This is a genomic window from Rhodococcus sp. Q1, from assembly GCF_004153645.1.
Lineage (GTDB): Bacteria > Actinomycetota > Actinomycetes > Mycobacteriales > Mycobacteriaceae > Rhodococcus > Rhodococcus gordoniae.
In genome coordinates this window covers 681,993-699,890 of record NZ_SDMJ01000002.1, presented here as the reverse complement: position 1 = coordinate 699,890, position 17,898 = coordinate 681,993, and the positions used below count along the sequence as shown (strand labels likewise).

The following is a 17,898-nucleotide window of genomic DNA, read 5'->3' as shown; positions in this document are numbered from 1 at the left end:
GCTCGTGTGACCGAGTGGAAGTGATCTGCGCTCGTGTGACCGAGTGGAAGTGATCTGCGCTCGCCGGAAGCGGCGAAACGGCGACGTCCCCCGGACCGATTCGGTCCGGGGGACGTCGCGTGGATGGGGTCGCTATCTCCGGCGGTTGGGGAGGAAGACCAACACCGCTCCGATCAGCAGTGCCGCGCCCACCAGGACCCACCCGAGGTCGACGGCCGCGAGGAATTCGACCGAGAACGGTCCGATCATGGCCCATCCGCTCACGACCAGCGCTGCCAGTGCGGCCAGCAGGAGCAGGAGCGACGGTCCCGTGCGCATGCGTTCGGCCCGACCCTCGGTGTGTGTTCCGGTTTCGTGATCAGCCACGACGCACCTCCAGAGATCCGAATTCCATGTTCGCCTTCAGGTTCAGGACCGGCCCGTCGTCCACTCCGTCCGCACCGCCGTCGATGCCGGGGCCGGGGCATCCTTTGATCTCACCCGGGCCGATCGTGCAATCGGCGCGGACGTCGAGGTTCTCCGGCAGCAGCACCTCGACGCTGCCGAACCGGCCGTCGACCTGCACCGTGCGGTCCTCGGTGAGTTCGAGTCGCCGGAGGTCGAGGGTCATCGCGCCGAACTGGGAGCTGTACTCGGCCTGCAGCTGGTCCCCGTTCGCCGGCGCCCAGGTCCGGCTGCCCCAGTTCGAGGTATCGACCGGTCCGGCGATCGAGGCGAGGACGACGAATCCGAGCAGGGGCCCGGTCACCACGAGAAGTCCGTGACCGCGGTGCAGGAACGCGCCGATCAGCAGGCCCAGACCGATGACTGCGAGGGCCACGGCACCTACGCGGGCCGGGGTCACCCAGGCCAGGTCGGCGGCGGCACCGAGGGCGCCGGTCACGGCAGCGGCGATGACGGCCAGACCGAGGACCGTGGTGGTCAGGCGCGAACGGCGGTTCGTGACGACCGCAGGTTGGTGTGTCGGTGTGGGTTCGGGCAGGTCCCACGCGAACGGGGCGACCCCGAGGGGATCCCATGCCGGCGGTGACGGCCGTCGGGGCGAGAGCGCGTCGGCACCCGGAAGCGGAGCGTCGGTGTCCTTGCGTAGGTCGGGCATCGGGGACGTCTTCCTCTCCGTGGTGTCCGTCGTGTCGGTTGCGCCGGTGGTGTTCACGACCTCTGTCGCGTCGGTGGTCTGCGAAGGCGTGGCCGTCTCTGTGCCGCTCGTCTCCGAGCGGGTTGTTTCTCCGGCCGGTGTCTCCGTGGCCGCCGGGCCCGCGTGCATGTTCCATGCACCGGTGTGTGCGCTCCACGGGGAGTGGTACGGGTTCGTCACCGGAGGCTGAGGAAAGGCCGGTTGGTTCGAGAAGGACGATCCGTCCGTTGCAGGCAACAGGGGCGGCTCGGGACGCCGCTGGTAGAGCAGCCACCATCCGCCGAGCATGAGCAGTGTTCCGATGAACCCGGAACCACCCGAGCCCGCGCCCACCGGTCCGATGGCCCCTGCCGCGATGGCCAGGGCCACGAGGATCACGACGACCTTGGTGGTCGAGTCCGAGCTCGCGCCTCGCCCGACGAGTGATTCGAGTGAGGAGACCTGGTCGCCGTGACGGGGGAACAGCAGCCAGGCCGCCAGGTAGAGGACGAGACCGCCACCGCCGAACAGCGCCGAGGCGACGAACACGACACGGATCAGCACGGGATCGATGCCGTATCGCACTCCGATACCCGAGCACACACCCGCGATGTGCCCTTCCTTCGGCAGGCGCACGGGACGGGTCCGCCACATGTCCGCCACCTGGTCCTGAAAGCTCCTCGTGTCCATGGCACCCATCCTGCTGGGCTTCCGCGCGCGGCACATCAGGGACCAACCCTGATTTCCGGGGACCCGATCGGAACCCGGACATCAGGGTTCGTCCCCGATGCCGGGCCGGCGATCTCCGTGCCAGTATCGAGGTGTGCAACCGGTACCTGGATTACCCGTGACCGTTCCCCGCCTCGAACGGCGGGTGGGCGGTCGCATCGTGGGTGGCGTGGCCGGCGGTGTCGCCGACCACCTCGGCATCGACGCCACCAAGGTGCGGGTCGCGTTCACGGTGCTCGCCGCTCTCGGCGGATTCGGGATCGCGTCCTACGGCCTGCTGTGGATGTTCGTGCCCCCGGGCTCCGACACCGACCGTCCCACCGGCCCCGAACGCCGTCGCGCCATCGGCCTCGCCTTCATGGGTGTCGGTCTGGCAGTGGGTCTTTCGTGGCTGTTCAGCGGTGGTGCCGCCGGCGTGGTGTTCCCGATCGTCGTGGTCGTCGTGGGTGCGGCGCTCGTATGGCGCGAGTTCGACATCGAAGGGCCCAGATCGGTACTCGGTCTGCCCGCCCACCCGACGGTCCTCACCTGGGCTCGCGTGCTCGGTGGACTGACCCTCGTCGTCACCGGACTCGGGGTGATGGTCATCGCACAGGTCGACGTCGCGGCGCTGCGCTCGTCGCTGGTGGCGGTGGTGGTCACGCTGGTCGGTGCCGCACTGCTGTCGGTGCCGTTGTGGATCCGGATGTGGCGTGCGCTCGAGACCGAGCGCGCCGCCCGGGTGCGCAACGAGGAGCGCGAGGAGATCGCGTCGCACCTGCACGACTCGGTGCTCCAGACACTCGCACTCATCCAGAAACAGGCAGGCGACCAGCAGGAGGTCGTGCGTCTGGCACGCAGCCAGGAACGCGAACTGCGCCGCTGGCTGTTCGGTGGGGACGAGACGCCGAGCACCTCGCTCGCCGAGACGCTGCGCACCATCGCAGGTGAGGTGGAGGACCAGTACGGCCTGTCGGTCGAACCCGTCATCGTCGGCGACATCGCGCCGGACGACAGCGATCTGACCCCCGAGGTCGCGACCGCCGTCCTCGGCGCGACCCGCGAGGCGCTCGTGAACGCGGCCAAACACGCCGGGGTGGAGAGTGTGGACCTGTTCGCGGAGGTGGAACCGCATCAGGTGAGCGTGTTCGTGCGCGATCGCGGCGTCGGATTCGATCCCGACGAGGTTCCCGCCGACCGGCAGGGGCTGGCCAGGTCGATCCGGGCGCGGATCGAACGTCGCGGTGGCCGCACCGTCGTGAAGTCGAGTCCCGGAAAGGGAACCGAGGTGCGCATCCACGTGCCGCGCGCGGGCCGGACGGATGCCGAACGCGAACAGGACACCGAGTCGACCTTAGAGTGGGGGGTGACCGACCCCCACCCCGAGGAGCAGACACAGTGACTTCGATTCCGGCGACATCGTCCGATGCCACCGAGAACAACCGTCCCTATCGTGTCTTCCTGGTGGACGACCACGCCGTCTTCCGCTCCGGGGTGCGCACCGAACTGGGACGCGAGACCGACATGGAGATCGTCGGCGAGGCCGGGGGAGTTGCCGAGTCCGTCGCCGGGATCGAGGCGACCAAGCCGGATGTCGTGCTCCTCGACGTCCACATGCCGGACGGCGGCGGTGTCGCCGTCCTCCAGCGGATCCCCGACGGCCCGGTGTGCCTGGCGCTCAGCGTGTCCGACGCGGCCGAGGACGTCATCGCCGTCATCCGGGCCGGGGCGCGCGGGTACGTGACGAAGACGATCTCCGGTCCGGATCTGGCCGACGCCGTGCGACGGGTCGCCGGGGGAGACGCCGTGTTCAGCCCGCGCCTGGCCGGTTTCGTGCTCGACTCGTTCACCGGCCGGTCCTCCGCCCCGGAACCGCCCCTCGATCCCGAACTCGACTCGCTGACCCCGCGAGAACTCGAGGTGCTACGTCTGCTGGCTCGCGGGTACACCTACCGCGAGATCGCCGAGGAACTCGTGATCTCGGTGAAGACCGTCGAAACGCACGCGTCGAACGTCCTGCGCAAGACGCAGCAGTCCAACCGCAATGCGCTGACACGCTGGGCGCACCGGCGGCGCATCGACTGAGCGTGGCGTCGGATCAGACGAGCAGTGCGATGACGACGGCGACGAGCAGCGCCACCAGGATCACCGCGACCATCGCCGCCATCGCCAGGGGTGCATAGGCGACGATGCGGTCCTGCGGGTTGTCGGGCACCGGCCCCTTCGGGAGCAGACGATCGAGCAGGTCCGCCGGGGCGAAACCCTTCGCCGGTCTCTTCGCGCCGCCGGAGGCCTGCGTCGCGGCGCCGAGGGACCGGTCGACGAAGGAACTGCGGGGGCGCGAGGGCTCGACGAAGGGGGTGGAACGTTGCGCCCACGACGGGATCGTGCCGTCCTCGTTCTGGATGGGACGGCCGCGCAGGGCTGCCGCGGACCCGTTCGGTCCGAGGGCCACACGGGCGAGCAGATCGCGGGCCTGCGCCATCGTCGGGCGCCGCGACGGGTCGGGCCGGAGCATCTCGAGCAGGGGTTCGGTGAGCGGACCCGTGTGCGTGGGCATGATGATCTCCGCCCGGGCGACCCGGTGCAGCAACGCGATCGAGTCGGCCTCGAAACCGAAGGGCGGCTGCCCCTCGACCGCGGTGTAGAGGGTTGCGCCGAGCGAGAACACGTCGCTGGCCTCGGTGGGGTCGTTGCCGCGCGCGACCTCGGGAGCGAAATAGGCCGGGGTTCCGATGATCACGCCCTCGGGGTCGTTGTCGCCCTTCGCGCGGGCGATACCGAAGTCGCTGATCTTCACGATGCCGGCGTCGCGGCCACGCTCGGCGATGAGGATGTTGCCGGGTTTGACGTCGCGGTGGACGATTCCGGCGGCGTGCGCGGCGGTGAGGGCGTCGGCGACGTTCGCGCCGATCTGCGCCACCACGTACGGCGGGAGGGTGTCGACGACGTTCATCACCTGGGCCAGACTGCGGGACGGCAGGTGTTCCATGACGAGCCACGGTTCGCCGTAGTGCAGTGCCATGTCGTACATCGAGATGGCGTGCTCGTGGGCGAGCTGGGCGGCCGCCCGGCCTTCCCGGAGTGCGCGGCGACGGAGATCCTCGGCCTCGTCGGGATCGAGGTCGGCGGTGGAGATCACCTGTTTGACGGCGACGTCCCGGCCCAGGCGGTTGTCGCGCGCAAGCCAGACGGCACCCATGCCGCCACCTCCGAGCTTGGAATCGAGCCGATATCGACCGGCCACCAAGTGATCCGGCCCTACGGCCCGTCCTGCCCACGCCTGCTCCGCCACTCGATCGAGAGTAGTCGATCGGAGGTGATCGGCCCGGCCGAAAGGCGTGTGAGCTGCACTGTAGTCCTCGCTCGGAAGGGTGGCGTGTCGACTTGACGGAAGGAAGGGAGGTCGGGTCTACTTGATAAAGATCGAAAGTATGTTCGAATAGAGTTCGAGCCGGGCCACGACTTCCCCGTGGTCGGCCGGTCGTGTGTGTCAGGCGGCAGGCGGATGACAGGGGTGACAGTGGGCGAGGTGGCCGAATTTCCGGTGGGCGACGAGGAAGCGGGTCGCGCGGAACGAATCGAGGCGTTGCGGCGTCGTATCGCGGCGGTGCCGGCACGTGGCGAGGGGCAGTCCGTCGCGCGAGGCGGGGTCGGAACCACGTCCGACCGCATCCTGCCCGTCCCGGATCCTCTCGCGGAACTGTTACCGCAGGGCGGCCTGGCGCGGGGGAGCGTCGTCTCCGTCTCCGGTGCCACCTCGATTCTCCTCGGGATGCTCGCGTCCGTGACGGCCTCCGGCGGATACGCCGCCGTGATCGGTCAGCGCCGGTTGGGTCTGCTCGCCGCCGCGGAGATGGGCGCCCGATTGCACCGGTTGGCGGTGATCCCCGATCCGGGACCGGATCCCGTGGAGATCGCCGCGGTGCTGCTCGACGGGATCGACCTGGTGGTGCTGGGGCTCGGTGGGGCGTCGGTGTCCCCGTCCCGTGCCCGCGCGGTCGCCGCCCGGGCGCGGAGCAAGCAGTCCGTCCTCGTGGTCACGGACGGTCGCTGGGAGGGGGCCCATGTGCGCCTGGAGGCGCGGATCGACGGATATCGGGGGGTGGACGGTCCCGGCAGGGACCGGCTGTGCGCGACCCGGCTGTCGGTCCGGGCCCACGGGCGGGCGTTCCCCCCGCGCATCACCCGCGTCGAGGTGTGCGCCGACCGCAGTGCCGTCGAGTGGGCGAGCGCGGAGCGGAACCGGCTGGAGGACGGGCGTTTCCGTAAAGCGATCCGGTGAACGATTCGTCCCCTCGATGGGCGCCCGTGCGGGTCGTGGCCCTCTGGTGCCCCGACTGGCCCGCGGTCGCCGCCGCCACCGCCGCGGAGTTGCCCGCGACCGTCCCGATCGCGGTGGTCTCGGCGAATCGCGTCGTCGCCTGTTCTGCCTCGGCGCGGGCCGCGGGGGTCCGGCGCGGCCTGAGGCGGCGTGAGGCCCAGGCCCGCTGCCCGGAACTGCATGTGGCCCGCTCGGATCCGGATCTGGAGGCGAGGACGTTCGAGGCGGTGGTGGTCGCGATCGATGCGGTGGCCCCGGGCGTGGAGGTGCTGCGTCCGGGTCTGGTGGTGCTCGCCGCGCGCGGTGTGGTCCGGTGGTTCGGTTCGGAGGAGGCCGCCGCGGAGGCCCTGATCGACGCGGTCGCGGCGACCGGAGTGGAATGCCAGATCGGTATCGCCGACGAGTTGTCCACCGCAGTGCTCGCCGCGAGACGGAATGCGCTGGTGCCGACAGGGCAATGCGCCGAGTTCCTCGCACCGCTGCCCGTCTCGTATCTCGCGGTGGAACCGGCGCCGGCGGCTCCCCGACGGGTCGACACGGTGGACCTGTTGCGTCGCCTCGGTATCCGCACCATCGGAGCGTTCGCCGCGTTGTCCCCGGTCGACGTGGCGTCACGCTTCGACGCGGACGTCGTCGCTGCGCACCGGAGCGCGCGGGGACTGCCCGAACGCCCCCCGTCGGGGCGGCCGATCTCTCCGGACCTGACGGTGGAGCATCCCTGCGACCCGCCGCTGGAACGGGTCGACGCTGCGGCCTTCGCCGGTCGCGCACTCGCCGAACTGCTCCACACCAGGCTCGCGGCAGCGGGAGTCGCGTGCACGCGGCTGCTCGTGACGGCACGTACCGGGGCCGGGGAGGAACTCGCACGCACCTGGCGCTGCGCCGAGCCGCTCACCCCCGAGGGCACGGCCGATCGTGTGCGGTGGCAGCTCGACGGGTGGCTCACCGGTCGCGCCACGAACCGGCCCACGGCGGGAATCGTGTTGCTGCGGCTCCAACCGGTCGAGGTCGTGGCCGCCGGCGCGCTGCAACTCGGGTTGTGGGGCGGTGTCGGCGACGAGGGCGAACGGGCACGTCGGGCGCTCGTCCGGGTGCAGGGTCTGCTCGGTGGGGACGCCGTCCGGATCGGCGTGCTCGGCGGCGGCCGAGGGCCCACCGAACGGATCGTCCTCGTGCCCGTCGGCGAGGAGGCGATACCGCACTCCGACCCGGACGCGCCCTGGCCGGGCCGGCTGCCGCCCCCGGCCCCCGCGCTGGTGTTGCACACCCCTCCCGCGATCCGTGTGGACGACGACGTGGGAAATCCGGTCTCGGTGACCGAGCGCGGTCTGCTCAGCGGATCACCTGCTCGGCTGCGATGGGGAAGTCGCAGCTGGACGGTGATCGGATGGGCAGGCCCGTGGCCGGTCGACGAGTACTGGTGGGATCCGGCCGCCGCCCGGTGCGCCGCCCGCCTGCAGGTGCTGCTCGAGGAATCACGGGCGTTGCTGGTGTTCTTCGGTGCCGACGGCTGGCGGGTGGAGGGCGTCTACGACTGAGTAGGCTCGAACATCATGAGATCTCCGGTCCTCACCGCCGCGCCGAACGGGGTCACCGTCGCCTATCGCGACTTCACGACGTCCGCCGCCGCTCGTTCCGTCCCCGTGCTGCTGGTGCACGGTCTGGGTGGCGACGGGCGCACGTGGAGCCGCTTCGCCGGATCCCTGGCGAAGGCGGGCCGGCGGGTGATCACCGTCGACCTGCGCGGACACGGACGTAGTGGCCGGGCCGTCTCGTACCGTTTCGGTGAGTTCGCCGCCGATGTCGCCGGACTGTGCGCCCATCTCGGCGTCGATGCCGTCGACCTCGTCGGGCACTCGTTGGGCGGTCACGTGGGATCGCTTGTCGCGCAACAGCATCCGGGCCTCGTCCGGCGGCTGGTCCTGGAGGAGACACCCCTTCCGTTGCGGGAGGGCGATCCGGTGCCGGAGGTGCCCGCGCACCGTCCGACTCCTGCGGAGTTGTGGCACGCCGCGACCAGCATGGCACTCAACCCGCGCGCGGTCACCGCATTCGACCGTTCGATGACGCCCTCGGTGGTCGCCCAGTTCCACACGCCGAATCCGGCGTGGTGGCAGCGCCTTCCGTCCGTCGCCGCCCCGACCCTGCTGTTGCGCGGTGTTCGGCGCGGCAGCATGGTCGACCCGCGACTCCTGAGGGCGGCAGTCGAGGCGCTGCCCTCGGCCTCGGTGCGGGAGATCGGATGCGGGCACAGCATCCACCGCGACCGTGCCCGCGATTTCGCAGCGACGGTCGTCCCGTTCCTCACGGATCGAGCGGTTGCCTAGACTGAACGATCGTGCGCATCGCGACCTTCAACATCAACGGAATCCGTGCCGCACAGCGACGCGGGTTCGAGGACTGGCTACGTGAGCGCAACCCCGATGTGGTGGCCCTGCAGGAGGTCCGCGCCCCGGCGGCCGCGATCCCGCAGGGTGTCTTCGGCAAGTATCACCTCGCCTACGACGAGGGCACCCTGCCCGGCCGCAACGGTGTCGGGATCCTGACCCTCCACGAGCCGGCCGCCGTGCGCACCTGGAGCGGCACGGCTCTGCTGCGGCTTCCCGGTGAGGAACACGTCGACCGGATCGAGTTCGATCGGGGACCGCTGGCACGCGGACTGGCCGAATTCGCTCACGAGGGACGGTACGTCGAGGTCGACCTTGCCGACGCGCCGATCACCGTCGCGTCGCTGTACCTGCCGAAAGGCGGCCTCCCGGCACACCTTCAGAAGCCCGGGCGTATGCGCGACGAACCGGACGGCGGAGTGCGCTACCAGCGCAAGATGCGGTTCCTGTCGGCCTTCGCCCGGCAGCTGACCCGCACCCGGCTCGCGGCGCGCGCCCGAGGGCGGGAGTTCCTCGTCATGGGCGATTTCAACGTCGCCCACACCCGTTACGACGTGCGCAACTGGCGGCGTCGCGGGCAGGCCGAGGGCTTCCTGCCGGAGGAACGCGCCTGGTTCGATTCGCTGTTGTCACCGCGTACCCTCGTCGACGTCGTCCGCCGGCAGCATCCCGAAGCCGACGGCCCCTATTCGTGGTGGTCGTGGCTGGGGGAGTCGTTCGCATCCGATTCGGGGTGGCGGATCGACTACCACCTCGCCACCCCGCAGCTGGCCCGCACCACGATCTCGGCGGGGACCGACCGTGATCCGGCGCCGGACCGGAGGATCAGCGATCACGCGCCGGTGGTCGTGGACTACGACATCTGAACTACTACCGACAGGGAATGGATGCTCAGTCCATGGTGAGGATCTGACGGAGGGCGGTTCCGTCGGCCAGGGCGTCCATCGCCTCGTTGATCCGGCCCAGCGGCAGACGGTCGGTGACGAGCCGCTCGACCGGCAGTCGTCCCTCGCGCCACATGTCCACGAACCGGGGGATGTCGCGGGCCGGGACGGCGGAGCCGAGATAGCTGCCCACCAGCGAGCGGCCCTCACCGACGAGAGCGGTGGGCGAGATCTCGAGCCGGGCGTCGGGTGCGGGCAGTCCGACGGTGATCGTGATGCCTCCCGGCCCGGTGAGCGCGACCGCCGTGGTGAGCGCGGGCACGCTCCCCGCGGCCTCGATGACCAACCGTGCCTTCACGCCCTGCTCGACGGCCTCGTCCGGTGAGAGGACGCGTTCGGCTCCCCACGAACGTGCCGTGTCGCGCTTGTCGGGGGAGGTGTCGACGGCGATCACGGTGACGTCGTCGTGGGCCAGCGCCACGAGCAGCGCGGCCATGCCCACTCCACCGAGACCGACGACGACGAGCGTGTCTCCGGCCCGGGGCCGGGCGGCATTGACGACCGCGCCGCCGCCGGTCAGCACGGCACAGCCCATGAGCGCGGCGACCTCGGCGGGTACGTCGTCGCCGACACCGACCAAGGACCGCGTGTCGACGACGGCGTGGGTCGCGAAGGCCGATGCTCCCAGGTGGTGGTGGACGTCGTTCCCGTCGCGGTGCAGCCGCCGGGCGCCCGACAGCAGGGTCCCCGCAGCGTTCGCGGCCGATCCCGGGATGCAGGGGCGGATGCCGTTGCTCGCGCAGCCCTCGCACTCGCCGCAGCGGGGCATGAAGGTCATGACCACCCGCTCGCCGACGGAGAAGCCGGAGCTCTCGTCACCGAGTTCGACGATGCGTCCGGCCGCTTCGTGCCCGAGGAGCATGGGCACCGGGCGGGGCCGGTTGCCGTCGACCACGGACAGATCGGAGTGGCATACGCCGGCGCATTCGATCTCGACCAGCGCCTCACCCGGTCCCGGCGGGTCGAGTTCGAGAAGGTCGACGCTGAGCGGGGTGGACTCCTCGTACCGCCGTCGACGTCCGATCTCCTCCAGGACTGCTCCGGTGATCTGCACGGCTCTCCCTTCCGTAGGGTCGCGGATTCTCTGCCCCTAGCATCACGAGCATGACACTCACCCGGGCGGACCGCTTCCTCATCGGTGCTGCCGCCGTCTTCCTCGTGTCCCAGGCGAACATCGGCCGGGTTCTCGGCTCCACGGCGCCGACGGTGGGCGCCGTCCAGACCACCTTCTCGGCCTCGAGGTACCGGAAGATCCTCGACGATCTCGGTCCCGACGAGATCGAGCGATATCGGCGGCACTACCACTGGGACATGGTGCACCCGGCGACCTTCGCGATCGCCCTGCGAGCCGGAGCACGATCACTCGACGAGCACCGTCCGCTGTCACCGAGCACGCGCCGGATCCTGATGACCGCGCCGGTCGTCGCCGCGGCGGGAGACTACGTGGAGAACGTCGTCGGCCTGTACCTGCTGGATCACCGCACGCGGATCGACGACCGGACGGTCCGGGCCGCCTCGACCGTCAGCGTCACCAAGTGGGTGCTGGCGTTGGGCAGCTTCGCATACCTGTCGCAGGGATTCCTGCGGATGTGGGGTGGTGCGGCACGGCGGTGTTTGCGCCGCGGCTGACCGTTCACCGCGGGGTGCCGAGCCGTCGCGGGAGTATCCGGGCCACAATGTCCGCGTGACCACCATTGCCGCTCCCACCTGCTCCGCACTGTCCGCTCTCGATGAGCCGCTGCCCGGCACAGCCGCCACCTCGCCGGGCTACGTGTGCCTCGAGGTGCCGTCGGGGTGGGGCCGTGACGTGCTGGACGGCACCGCCCTCGGCCCCGAGTTGTCGGACGAGCTGTCCGCCCGGGCGAAGGCCGCGGACGTGCGGATCCTGTTCATCCGCAGACCCGGCCGCGACGTGGAGCGCGAGACCCGGACGGTCCTGCTGGCCCGCACCGAACCGGAGGACACCTGGTGCGAGCGGCTCGAGATCACCGATCCGGCGGAGTTGCTCGACATCGTTCCTCGCGTGGTCGCGGGTCCGGCTCCCGGTATCGGCGCTGCGGTGCAGGATCCGATCGTCCTGGTGTGTGCTCACGGCAAGCGGGACCGGTGCTGTGCTGTGCTGGGGCGTCCGATCGCGGCCGCTCTCACCGCCGAGTTCGGGCCGGACGTGTGGGAGTGCTCGCACACCGGCGGGCACCGTTTCGCGCCGTCGATGATCATGCTGCCCACCGGCTACACCTACGGACGGCTCGACGAGGACGACAGCCTCGCCGCGGTCCGTGAGGCCCGGAAGGGACACGTCTACGCGGGCGGTTTGCGGGGTCGCAGCACGTGGAGTGCGGCCGGGCAGGCCGCCGAGATCGCGGTACGCGAAGAGCTCGCCGGCTTCGCGATCGGCGCCGTGACGGTCGAGGACGGCGACGAGCCGATCGTGCGTCATCGCGACGGCCGGGCATGGCGGGTCGGGGTGGAGACCTCGGAACTACCGGCCCGGCCGGCAAGCTGCGGGGCCCCCGCCAAGCCGGCGCGTCCCGTCGTCGCGACGACGATCACGCCGCTGTAGTAGACGCCCCGGGCAACGATCCAGGGATCTGCGGTCTCAGTGACCCAGCCCGACCTTCGCGTGCACGCGCTTCATCCACGCCGGTGCCCACCAGTTGGCCTCGCCCATGAGCTTGACCAGTGACGGCACGAGCAGCATGCGCACGATCGTCGCGTCGATGACGAGCGCGACGATCATGCCGACGCCGAGGAACCGCATGATCGACAGGCCGGAGATGGTGAAGGCCCCGGTGACCACGATCAGCAGCAGTGCAGCGGCGGTGACGACACGTCCGGTGCGGGCGATGCCGTACTCGACGGCTTCTACCGTCGTCGCTCCGGCCGCGCGGGCCTCCATCATGCGCGACATGAGGAACACCTCGTAGTCGGTGGACAGACCGAACACCACCGCGAGGATGAGGACGACGAAGGTCGGCTCCATCGCCGCGGGAACGACGTGCAGCCACGAGGCGCCGTGCCCCAGCTGGAACACCCAGGTCAGCACGCCGAAGGTCGCGGCGAGGCTCAGGGCCGCCATGAGCACCGCCTTGATCGGCAGGGCCACCGACCCGAATGCCAGGAACAGCAGCACCAGGGTCGAGAGCACCATGATCGTGATCATCCAGGGCAGCGAATCCGAGACGGCCTGGTTGGCGTCGTCGACGAGGGCCCGGCCACCGCCCACGAGCAGGTCGGTGCCGTCCGGCACGTCCAGGGCACGCAGTTCGCCGGTGATCTCGCTCGCTCGTGCGGTGCCGTCCACGCCCTGCGCGTAGAGCGCTTGCAGGACCACGACGTCGGATTCCTGCCCGACGATGACGGTCTGCGAGATGCCGTCGACCTTGGCGACCTCGGTGGACACCGTGCGCACGGCAGTGCTGTCCGGCGCCTGGCCGTTCTCGCCGCGTAGAACGAGCGTCGCGCCGTTGCCGGTGCTCGGGAACTCGTCGAGCAGGGTCTGGGTGGCCGCGCGGGCCTGGCTGTCCTCGGGCAGCGCGGTGTATTCGATCTCCCCGAACCGGGCCTCCACCACGGGCGACGCGAGCACGAGCAGACCACCGGTGATCACCACGGCGATCAGGGCGGGACGGCGCACGACCTTGCGCACGACTCCACCCCAGAAGCGGCGCGCCCGCGCTTCGGCGCGGGTGGAGGTCTCACGGTCCCAGGTCCACGCGTTGATGCGGTGACCGAGCATTGTCAGCAGCGCGGGGACGGCGGTCAGCGACAGCACGGCGGCACCGAGCACGGCGGCCATGGCGCCGAGGCCGAGCGACCGCAACACCGTCTGAGGAAAGACGAGCATGCCCGCGAACGCGCAGACCAGCAGGGCGGCGGAGAACATCACGGTGTGACCGGCGGTGGCCATCGTCCGCTTGACCGCCGACGTGACGTCCGAGCCGGCGGCGAGTTCCTCGCGGTAGCGGCTGACGATGAACAATCCGTAGTCGATGGCCAGACCCAGGCCGATCAGCGACGTGATGTTCAGCGCGTACGACGACACCTCGGTGAAGTTCGACAGCAGGCGCAGGGTGGCGAGGGACGAGAAGATCGCGAGCACACCCACGAAGACCGGGACCGCGGCGGCGATGACACCGCCGAAGATGAACACCAGCAGCACCAGCGTGATGGGTATCGCGATGAGCTCGGAGCGGACGAGATCGCTCTCGAGGGTGTCGGTGAACTCGATCGCGACCACGGTGTTGCCGGCGAACTGCGACTCCACGCCGGGCACCTCGAGCAGCTCGAGTGCCTCGGGGAAGGTCGCGGCGGTCAATCCGGAGTTCGCGCCGAGGGTGATCGAGGCGGCCACGCTGCGCTGGTCGGTCGACAGCAGCAGCTGGTTCATCGGCGGGGGAGCGGTCCAGTAGGTCCGGATCGACTCGGCGGGGACCGCGTCCTGGAACCCGGCGAGGGTTCTCTCGATGTCGGGACGGATGTCGTCGATCGTGCGTCCCTCGGGCGCGGTGTACAGCGCGATGATGTCCGCGGCCTGCGACCCGAAGTTCTCGTAGATGATCTGCTCGACCTCGACGGCCTCGCTGTTCGGGTCGTAGTAGCCCGTGCCGGTCAGCTTGCCGAAGATCCCGACGCCCCACGCGCCGGCGAAGAGCACGACGAGCAGCACGATCGCCAGTACCCATCGGCTCCTGGTGACGACGATCTCGGCCCAGCGACTCATGCCCACTCCCGGTTCCGCTGACGATTGTGACGATCGGCAACTGTACTGGCGTGGAACGGGCGGGCTTCACCCTGCTCGGCCGGACCGGGGCCGGAGTGCAGGGAAAGAAGTAGGTGGACCGACGCGCCGGATGCCTCACGGCACGGTGCGCAACGTGGCTCCAGCCGGACGGTATTCCACGAAGGCGGTTTCTCATCGGCTCCGGGGCGTACGCGACGCGCCGATCCACACTCCTCAACAGGGCCGGCCGCCGATCCATTCCCGACGCGGTGGACGTGACGGGGTTCACTCGCCGTTGTCCTCTCGGGAAGCACTGTGCAGGCGCGCCGCCTGCCGCACGAGATGGTCGCGTTCGGGGATGCTGGTCGCCAGGTGCGCGGCTTCCGCATACAACCGGGCCGCCGTCGCCGTATCGCCGGCACGTTCGTGGAGATACGCCGCGGCGGCCGTGTACCGGGGCAGACCGGGATCGAGTTCGGCCAGGGCCGCGAGACCGGCGTGCGGTCCGTCGGCCTCCCCGAGAGCGACGGCACGGTTGAGGCGGGCCACGGGATTGTCGGTGAACCGCAGGAGTTCGTCGTACCACTCGACGATCTGCACCCAGTCCGTCTCTTCTGCGGTACGGGCATCGGCGTGCAGGGCGGCGACGGCCGCCTGCGCCTGGAATTCCCCGAGCCGATCGCGGGCGAGTGCGGCCTGCAGGATCTCCACGCCTTCACCGATCATCTGCGTGTCCCACGATCGGCGGTCCTGTTCGGCGAGGGGGACGAGGCTGCCGTCCGGTCGGGTGCGTGCCGGGCGCCGGGCGTGGTGCAACAGCATCAGCGCGAGCAGACCCGACACCTCCTCGTGATCGATCACCGCTGCCAGCCGGCGCGTGAGCCGGATGGCCTCGGTTGCCAGATCGACGTCGCCCGAATAGCCCTCGTTGAACACGAGATAGAGCACCCGTAGCACCGTCGCGACGTCCCCCGGCCGGTCCAGCCGGACGTCCGCGATCGTGCGCTTGGCCCGGCTGATGCGTTGGGCCATCGTCGCTTCCGGGACGAGACAGGCCTGCGCGATCTGCCGGGTGGTCAACCCACCGACGGCCCGCAGGGTGAGCGCGACCGCCGATCCGGGCGTGAGCGACGGGTGGGCACACAGGAAGTACAACGCGAGCGTGTCGTCCACCGGTGCGCCCGGACCGGGCCGGGGCTCGGCGTCGACGAGGATCTCGCGGCGTCGACGGGAGCTGTCGGCGCGCACGGTGTCGAGAAACCGGCGCCACGCCACCGCGACCAGCCAGCCCTTCGGATCGCGCGGCGGGTCCTCCGGCCACACCCGCAGGGCTTCGACGAGCGCGTCCTGCACGGCATCCTCGGCCGACGCGAAATCCGCTCCGCGGCGGACGAGGATGCCGATCACGGTGGGGACGAGCGTGCGCAACAGCGCCTCGTCCATATCTCACTCCGTGACGGTCGGCGGCTCGGACATGAACGGGCGCACCTCGAGCCATTCGTGGATCGGCTTCCCACCGGCTCCCGGCGCGGCCGACAGTTCGGCGGCCAACTCCAGTGCCCGGTCGTAGCTGTCGGTGTCGATCACCATCCATCCGGCGATGAGATCCTTCGTCTCCGGGAACGGCCCGTCGGTGACCGGTGGACGTCCCTCGCCGTCATAGCGGACGAAGGTGCCCTCCGGGGAGAGCGCCTGCGCGTCGACGAATTCGCCGGTGCTTTCGAGACGAGCGGCGAAGTCCTGCATGAAACGGATGTGGGCCGACACCTCCTCCGGCTCCCACTGATCCATGGGTACGTCGTTCACCGCTGCCGGGGCGCCGCGGTAATGCTTGAGCAGCAGGTACCTGGCCATGATGTTCTCCTCTGTGCGGTACGGCCCATTGTGGCCGCGTTCATGGAGGAGACGGAACCGCTTCACGATTCTCGACATCCCGTCCCCGCCCGTTCGCGGTTAGGGTCACGGTATGCGTGTTCATCTCGGCCCCGGCCACGACGACCACCTCGCCGCAGCGATCGTCTCCGGCGGCGGAACCCTCTCCGAACTGCACGACGCCGATGCCCTGGTGTGGGACGGCAGCGCCGAGGAGTTCCCCGACCTGCCCGACACCGTGCGGTGGGTGCAGCTCACCTATGCCGGCATCGAACCGTTCTTCCGGGCCGGTCTGATCGACGACCGGCGGGTGTGGGCGAACGCGTCCGGTGTGTACGCCGACAACGTGGCCGAATATGCGGTGGGAGCGCTGCTCGTGGGGTTGCGCCAGTTCCACGCCTCGGTCGCCGCGAAGCGGTGGACGAAGGATGTTCTCGACCCGCGGGTGCGGACCCTCCACGGATCGACCGTGGCCATCGTCGGATGCGGCGGTATCGGCCGGGCGATGATTCCGCGTCTGCAGGCCCTCGGCGCGCACGTCGTCGCGGTCAACCGTTCGGGCCGACCCGTCGACGGCGCGAAGGTCACGTTGCCGGCCGACCGCACGTCGGAGGTGTGGTCGATGGCCGATCACTTCGTCGTCGCCGCACCCGCGACCGCCGAGACCGATCATCTCGTCGACGCCGCCGCGCTCGCGGCGATGCCCGGGTCGGCATGGCTCGTGAACGTCGCGCGGGGCAACCTCGTCGACACCGACGCGTTGGTGGAGGCGCTCGGGGACGGTGCGATCGCCGGGGCGGTCCTCGACGTGACCGATCCCGAACCGTTGCCCGAGGGTCATCCGCTGTGGGATCTCGACAACGCCGTGATCACACCGCACATCGCCAACACGCGCAGCCGGCTGACGCAGACGTTCGCGCCGACCCTCGAGGAGAACGTGCGCCGGTTCGTCGCGGGTGAGGAGTTGATCGCCCGGGTCGATGCGAACGCGGGTTACTGAGGCCGCTCGGCCGCCTTCTTGATCGCGGACAGGCGACGGTCCCAGCCGGTCCCCACCGCGTCGATCGCACGCCCGACCGCGCTCAGCCGCGATCCGGCGGCGGAGAAGCGGATTTCCCGCCCGGCGCGCTCGGAGGTCACGAGACCGCACCGTTCGAGCACCGCCAGATGCTTGGCGATGGCCTGACGGGAGACCGTGAACTCGGCCGCGAGCCCGGACGCCGACGCCGGGGATCGGCCCAGTCGCTGCAGGATGCGCCACCGGGTGTCGTCGGCCAGGGCCGCGAAGACGGGATGCAGGTCGGCGGAGAACTCAGCGTCGGGCAACGCTTCCGTCTTTCTCGAGATGTCGCTTGGCGATCTCCAGTTCGGTGGTCCAGCCGCGGGAGTTCTCCTCGAAGCGGGTGCGGCGTTCGCTCGCGTCGCCGGGCAGGGAGTCGAATCCGGTTTCCGTGACGCGTAATTCGGTCATCCCGGTGTCGAGGGTGGTGAGCCGGAACTCGACGAGGGTCGACGGACTGTCGGGATCGGTGTGGTCGGCGAGCCAGCGGAAGGCCGCGTAGTGCGGTTCGTCGAGGGTCACGGTGCGGAAGACGAAGGCGCCGTGGACCGGATCGTGCACGGTGGTGAGGTCTCCGTCGTGTTCGAGGCGATGCGCGGTCCACTCGTGGTCGTTGATGTACCAGCCGGGTTCGGCCACGAGTGTCCACACCCGCTCCACGGGGGCGTCGATGGTGATGTCGCGTTCGATGCGGTCGAGTTCGTCGGTCATGACTGTCTCCTCCGATGGGAATGCAACTCCAGGGTTGCATCACATCGCTCAT

General features: G+C 70.1%; 18 protein-coding genes. 9 read left to right on the top strand and 9 right to left on the bottom strand.

Features of this window, described 5'->3' with window-relative positions; all coding sequences use genetic code 11:
* Positions 1–132 precede the first annotated feature (132 nt).
* The gene (locus EQ874_RS08120; protein WP_064063836.1) at positions 133–366 is read right to left on the bottom strand and encodes a hypothetical protein; all 234 of its coding nucleotides are present in this window, start codon (positions 364–366) and stop codon (positions 133–135) included.
* The gene (locus EQ874_RS08115) at positions 359–1,807 is read right to left on the bottom strand and encodes a PspC domain-containing protein (protein ID WP_165369217.1); all 1,449 of its coding nucleotides are present in this window, start codon (positions 1,805–1,807) and stop codon (positions 359–361) included. Before EQ874_RS08115 ends, EQ874_RS08120 begins: the two co-directional genes overlap by 8 nt.
* A gap of 97 nt (positions 1,808–1,904) precedes the next feature.
* Here EQ874_RS08115 and EQ874_RS08110 point away from each other — a divergent pair, with 97 nt between their 5' ends.
* Positions 1,905–3,227, top strand: a complete 1,323-nt coding sequence (locus EQ874_RS08110; protein ID WP_242496677.1) for an ATP-binding protein — start codon at positions 1,905–1,907, stop codon at positions 3,225–3,227.
* On the top strand, positions 3,224–3,910 hold the full coding sequence (locus EQ874_RS08105) for a response regulator transcription factor (RefSeq protein WP_129976465.1): 687 nt from the start codon (positions 3,224–3,226) through the stop codon (positions 3,908–3,910). Before EQ874_RS08110 ends, EQ874_RS08105 begins: the two co-directional genes overlap by 4 nt.
* A 13-nt stretch (positions 3,911–3,923) precedes the next feature.
* On the opposite strand, the gene EQ874_RS08100 is transcribed toward EQ874_RS08105, so the two are convergent.
* Positions 3,924–5,072, bottom strand: a complete 1,149-nt coding sequence (locus tag EQ874_RS08100; protein WP_084421700.1) for a serine/threonine-protein kinase — start codon at positions 5,070–5,072, stop codon at positions 3,924–3,926.
* 276 nt (positions 5,073–5,348) lie between these two features.
* Between EQ874_RS08100 and EQ874_RS08095 the strand changes: the two genes are divergently transcribed.
* Genes EQ874_RS08095 through EQ874_RS08080 form a run of 4 tightly spaced genes read left to right on the top strand, consistent with a single transcriptional unit; the run spans position 5,349 to position 9,402 of the window.
* Positions 5,349–6,110 (top strand): hypothetical protein, encoded by a 762-nt coding sequence (locus EQ874_RS08095; protein ID WP_129976525.1) that lies wholly within the window; start codon positions 5,349–5,351, stop codon positions 6,108–6,110.
* A complete protein-coding gene (locus tag EQ874_RS08090) occupies positions 6,107–7,687 on the top strand; it encodes a DNA polymerase Y family protein (RefSeq protein WP_129976464.1) in 1,581 nt (526 codons plus the stop codon). The genes EQ874_RS08095 and EQ874_RS08090 overlap by 4 nt, the downstream gene beginning before the upstream one ends.
* 15 nt (positions 7,688–7,702) lie before the next feature.
* Positions 7,703–8,476, top strand: a complete 774-nt coding sequence (locus EQ874_RS08085) for an alpha/beta hydrolase (RefSeq protein WP_129976463.1) — start codon at positions 7,703–7,705, stop codon at positions 8,474–8,476.
* Between the two features lie 11 nt (positions 8,477–8,487).
* Positions 8,488–9,402, top strand: coding sequence for an exodeoxyribonuclease III (locus EQ874_RS08080; RefSeq protein ID WP_129976462.1), 915 nt, complete (start codon positions 8,488–8,490; stop codon positions 9,400–9,402).
* A 25-nt stretch (positions 9,403–9,427) separates the two neighbouring features.
* Here EQ874_RS08080 and EQ874_RS08075 read toward each other — a convergent pair whose 3' ends face one another.
* A complete protein-coding gene (locus tag EQ874_RS08075; protein WP_129976461.1) occupies positions 9,428–10,534 on the bottom strand; it encodes an alcohol dehydrogenase catalytic domain-containing protein in 1,107 nt (368 codons plus the stop codon).
* 50 nt (positions 10,535–10,584) lie between these two features.
* Between EQ874_RS08075 and EQ874_RS08070 the strand changes: the two genes are divergently transcribed.
* Both EQ874_RS08070 and EQ874_RS08065 read left to right on the top strand, forming a co-directional pair.
* Entirely contained in the window at positions 10,585–11,109 is a 525-nt protein-coding gene (locus EQ874_RS08070; protein WP_129976460.1) for a hypothetical protein, read from the top strand.
* Between the two features lie 55 nt (positions 11,110–11,164).
* Positions 11,165–12,043 carry a sucrase ferredoxin gene (locus tag EQ874_RS08065; protein WP_129976459.1) on the top strand — a complete coding sequence of 293 codons (879 nt, stop codon included), beginning with the start codon at positions 11,165–11,167 and terminating at the stop codon, positions 12,041–12,043.
* 36 nt (positions 12,044–12,079) lie between these two features.
* On the opposite strand, the gene EQ874_RS08060 is transcribed toward EQ874_RS08065, so the two are convergent.
* The 3 genes from EQ874_RS08060 to EQ874_RS08050 all read right to left on the bottom strand — a co-directional run bounded on the left by EQ874_RS08060 (position 12,080) and on the right by EQ874_RS08050 (position 16,057).
* The gene (locus EQ874_RS08060; RefSeq protein WP_129976458.1) at positions 12,080–14,203 is read right to left on the bottom strand and encodes an MMPL family transporter; all 2,124 of its coding nucleotides are present in this window, start codon (positions 14,201–14,203) and stop codon (positions 12,080–12,082) included.
* 285 nt (positions 14,204–14,488) lie between these two features.
* Positions 14,489–15,646, bottom strand: a complete 1,158-nt coding sequence (locus EQ874_RS08055; protein WP_129976457.1) for a DUF6596 domain-containing protein — start codon at positions 15,644–15,646, stop codon at positions 14,489–14,491.
* Positions 15,647–15,649: 3 nt separating this feature from the next.
* Complete coding sequence (locus EQ874_RS08050) at positions 15,650–16,057, bottom strand: YciI family protein (RefSeq protein WP_129976456.1); 408 nt, start codon at positions 16,055–16,057, stop codon at positions 15,650–15,652.
* Between the two features lie 112 nt (positions 16,058–16,169).
* On the opposite strand from EQ874_RS08050, the gene EQ874_RS08045 reads away from it, so the two are divergent.
* On the top strand, positions 16,170–17,075 hold the full coding sequence (locus tag EQ874_RS08045) for a D-isomer specific 2-hydroxyacid dehydrogenase family protein (RefSeq protein ID WP_129976455.1): 906 nt from the start codon (positions 16,170–16,172) through the stop codon (positions 17,073–17,075).
* On the opposite strand, the gene EQ874_RS08040 is transcribed toward EQ874_RS08045, so the two are convergent.
* Positions 17,069–17,401, bottom strand: a complete 333-nt coding sequence (locus tag EQ874_RS08040; RefSeq protein WP_129976454.1) for a metalloregulator ArsR/SmtB family transcription factor — start codon at positions 17,399–17,401, stop codon at positions 17,069–17,071. The genes EQ874_RS08045 and EQ874_RS08040 overlap by 7 nt on opposite strands.
* Positions 17,388–17,846 carry an SRPBCC domain-containing protein gene (locus EQ874_RS08035; protein WP_129976453.1) on the bottom strand — a complete coding sequence of 153 codons (459 nt, stop codon included), beginning with the start codon at positions 17,844–17,846 and terminating at the stop codon, positions 17,388–17,390. Before EQ874_RS08035 ends, EQ874_RS08040 begins: the two co-directional genes overlap by 14 nt.
* Between the last annotated feature and the right edge of the window lie 52 nt (positions 17,847–17,898).